Genomic DNA, 3,577 nt, shown 5'->3' on the forward strand with positions numbered 1-3,577 from the left:
TGCAGCGGTGGCTCGAGGACATGCAGATCGTCGGAGGGAATCCGAATACGCGAGCGCGTTTGCGAAATGCGAGCGGCTATTGGCCAACGCTGCTTTACCGACTTCCACCACAATGCCATGAGGTTGGTCAGCTTTGCGAAGCTATCGAGCGGTACGTCAGCTCCGGGGACCATGTCGATGCTCTCCGTGTGGAGTTTGGCCTCGATTCCGTGGAGGCGAGAAGTGCCCTCCGGCTTGTAAACGAACTGCAGGGGGAACCTCTTGATGTCCTAGAGAGTTTTGCGAGCGGTGACGAATACGAAGGGCTCCGTCCGGAAGCTCTAAGAGCGTGGGTCGAGTGGGCAGAGATGTTGCAGCTTATTGGGGCTTCCGCGAGCGGTTGGAAGGTGGATCCCGTCGTGTCCCGTCTGCTTGCATAGCTTCCGATGGCTGTCGATCTTTGGAGGCTGCCAGGGCCCCATACGTTCGTCCAAACGGTCGCCAACCGCGTCATCTCGGGATCGAACGTCGTCATCCTTTGGCCGGCCAATGCACCCCAAGGCTTCGATGACGCCTTGCGTACAGTGGAACTGTGTGGAAGGTATTACTGTGAGACTCGCGCAAACGATGACCGTACGCCAATTGACTCCATCTATACAGCGGTCCTTGGTTCAGTACCCGTGGACGCGGCAACGACAGCGAGGTCTCTAGCGCAGGACGAGCGGCTCCGCGGGGCGCTCGTTCATGCGCCCCGGGTTTGTGACACGAACACTGGTTTATGGCGCCGGTTCTTACAGGATTACGCGGAAGCGGTACGGTCGGTGGACGTGGGTGAACGGATGGGTATCATCTTGGAGATGGCCTCGGGTCAGGTCCCGTTCGCACCGACGCCTGATGTCACGTTGGATGTGATGAAATGGGACGACTGTGCCGACGAGTGCGACGCCTACATCCTCGCTACCCTTATTCTTCGAGGCAAGACTACTTCGCCCAAGAAGCGTGCGTTCGTGGCGGAGGTTGTTTCGCGATTGGCACTATGGGACTTGGAACTTGTCGAAGCGATGTGCGGTGTCGACGAGGCAACCGTCGCGGCACCCCAGGAGTTCCTGCGAACTTGGGCCTGCAAGCGAGGGTGGGACACATGTGCAGAACTGGGATGGGAATCCGGCGCAGTCTATGGAATGGATGGTAACCGGGTCTTGCATTCGGCGTACTTGGCCGTCCGTGATGCAGAAGCGCTTGATCGGCGCGTTTGGTCAGCACAAGCGGGCATCTATCTTCCATGGATTGAAGAGCGGCGAGTCCAATTGCTTCCCAGACTCCAGGCGTTCGTCAGCCTGCCCGTCGAACTCGACGACGGCAAGTTTGAGCGACTGCAAGATCTAAGCATTGGCCAACTAGCCTTTGTGCTACGAGGGGCTGGTATAGATGCGCGGACTCGAAGAACCATTGAGCGCCTGCGGGAAGCGCGGAATCTTCTTGCTCACTTGCAGCCGCTTTCGGCTTGGCTTGCACTGCACGAAGACTTGATTGGATGAGGCTAGGCAGGTCGGAGCTAGAAGTGCAGAAATCGCATTAGTTTCGAAGACTCAAAGCGACCTGCCACATTGCGTCGTGGTACGGACGCATCGACTGCGATTGCCGGCAAACGGGCGAATCTTCCCTAATGGCCGAAAGGCGGCACGGCATCGGGTAGAAGCCAACGCTTGCCTTGGGCTTGAGCTGTGCCAATTGCGGTTTGCATATTGTCCCCTTAACCTAGGATTTGGTATCGACCTGAGGTAGAAATTCCGGCAAAGGGCCGGCCGTACGACAACCGTTCTGGCGTAGAGCGCAGCGAATTCTCCGCAGAACAGATGGCCCTAACGATCATGCCGGTCACCAGCTAAACCTTCAACTTGGGACGCCGGTAAGTCGAGCCGAGCGCGGAACTTGCCTAGGCGGATTGTCCACGCCTGATCGATCTAGAGGTATAGCTCGGTTTTTCTGGTCCCGTCAGACTTCGCCAGCCGGAACCGGTTGGTTCGTTCTGACCACAAATTTGCGCGTGGCAGCTGTTTGTTTCAACGCCGTGACCAGTGGCGCGAGGGGTAGCGCCCTCCAGATCATCTTGACCGCCATCTTGTGGGCGACCGGAATGACTGCCATCTGATTGCAGGCACGTGGGGCGCACACCAGTGCGCCGCAGGAACACCACGGACGGCCAAGTCACCTCGCGGCCGTTGGCCTGCGCCGCAGGCAACTCCACCGCTACTCGGGCCGGTTCGCCCTGGGTGGCCAGTACTAGGACACTTCAGCTCTGGTTCGAGTCCGCTACGGCGGTGATGCAGCGTCCGCCGGTTGGGGCTTCCGTCGATTCAGGTTGTATGTGGCGGACGATTTTGGGATCATTAATTGGGACAAACGGTGCGGCAAATTGACCCGCCGCGACGACGGAACCTAAGAGGAGTGAACCGTACGCCATGAAACCTAAGTTCGAAGTGCAAGTATCCCCCGAATACTTGGCAAAGATTGAAGCAGACTTGCGCGCCGGAATGAAAATGCTGGCCTCGGAGAACGCCTTCACGGATTACAACCGTGGCGGGGGGCCTGGTGGCAACTATGACCGGCACTACGACAAGAGCACTGGTGGCGACAGCCAAGTACACGGTGAACAGACGAAGTCGTAACCCCCGATAATGGCATGGCGAGACGTATTGAGGTCGCCACTTTAGTAGTCAAGGTTGCAAGCCGATGCAACATGGATTGCAGCTATTGCTACATTTTCCACGGGCAAGATACCTCGTGGAAGCAGATGCCCCGCAGGATGTCGCAGGACGTTCTCCGCGCGCTTACAGAGAACATCGTTTCGCTGTACAAGTCGCAGCGAACGAAGGTCAAAGTGGTCTTTCACGGCGGCGAGCCACTATTGTTCGGCATTGCGCGGCTACACGAATGCATCGCCGAAATCGTGCGCAAGGTTCCCGATGTGGCGCTCAGCATCCAGACGAATGGCACCATCTTCAATGCCGAACTTGAGAATCTGCTACTCCGATTTCGGACGAACCTGACGTTCTCAGTATCAGTTGATGGCTTCGCCGCGGAGAACGACAAGCATCGTAAGGGGCTACGCAACCGAAGCGTTTACGATCAGATTGAAGGTACCCTCAAGAGAGCGCGGCAGGCGGGCGTGCTGGACGGCGTCCTAATTGTCGTAGATCCTGACAATGATCCTGCCCGAATCTATGAATTCATGCGCGCAACCGGTGCGCGTCGGTATAACGTGCTGTTGCGGGACGGGGACTACGATCATCCACCGCCGGGGAAGCAAGACCATGACAGCACGAGTGTTGGCGAATGGCTGTGGGAGCTATTTTGCCTTTACGCGTCGGGGCCACAAGACATCCGCATCACATTCTTTGACGATGTCGCAGGATCCCTTTTAAAGAGGGCGCGAGGCCTACGTGGCCCGGCCGCAACGTACTCTCTTTGCACTTTGACAGTAGACACCAATGGTGAGGTAAAGCAGGCCGACACCTTCCGGATAAACGGACAAGGTGCGGACAATCTAATCGGACAGTCGATTCTGAATGCGCAACTTCTAGAACTTGCAAATTCG

At 57.3% G+C, this 3,577-nt stretch carries 4 protein-coding genes; all 4 read left to right on the top strand.

The features are described from left to right. Nucleotides 1-419, top strand: a 419-nt coding sequence (locus K1Y02_26070; protein ID MBX7259849.1) for a hypothetical protein, incomplete at its 5' end; no start/stop codon positions are given. A gap of 399 nt (nucleotides 420-818) precedes the next feature. Further along, nucleotides 819-1,517: a hypothetical protein gene (locus K1Y02_26075; GenBank protein MBX7259850.1), complete on the top strand. Its 699-nt coding sequence runs from the start codon at nucleotides 819-821 to the stop codon at nucleotides 1,515-1,517. Nucleotides 1,518-2,441: 924 nt separating this feature from the next. Then, nucleotides 2,442-2,648 (top strand): hypothetical protein, encoded by a 207-nt coding sequence (locus tag K1Y02_26080; GenBank protein ID MBX7259851.1) that lies wholly within the window; start codon nucleotides 2,442-2,444, stop codon nucleotides 2,646-2,648. Nucleotides 2,649-2,662: 14 nt separating this feature from the next. Continuing rightward, on the top strand, nucleotides 2,663-3,577 hold a 915-nt coding region (locus tag K1Y02_26085), incomplete at its 3' end, for a radical SAM protein (GenBank protein ID MBX7259852.1).

Source organism: Candidatus Hydrogenedentota bacterium (assembly GCA_019695095.1).
Taxonomy (GTDB): Bacteria; Hydrogenedentota; Hydrogenedentia; order Hydrogenedentales; family SLHB01; genus JAIBAQ01.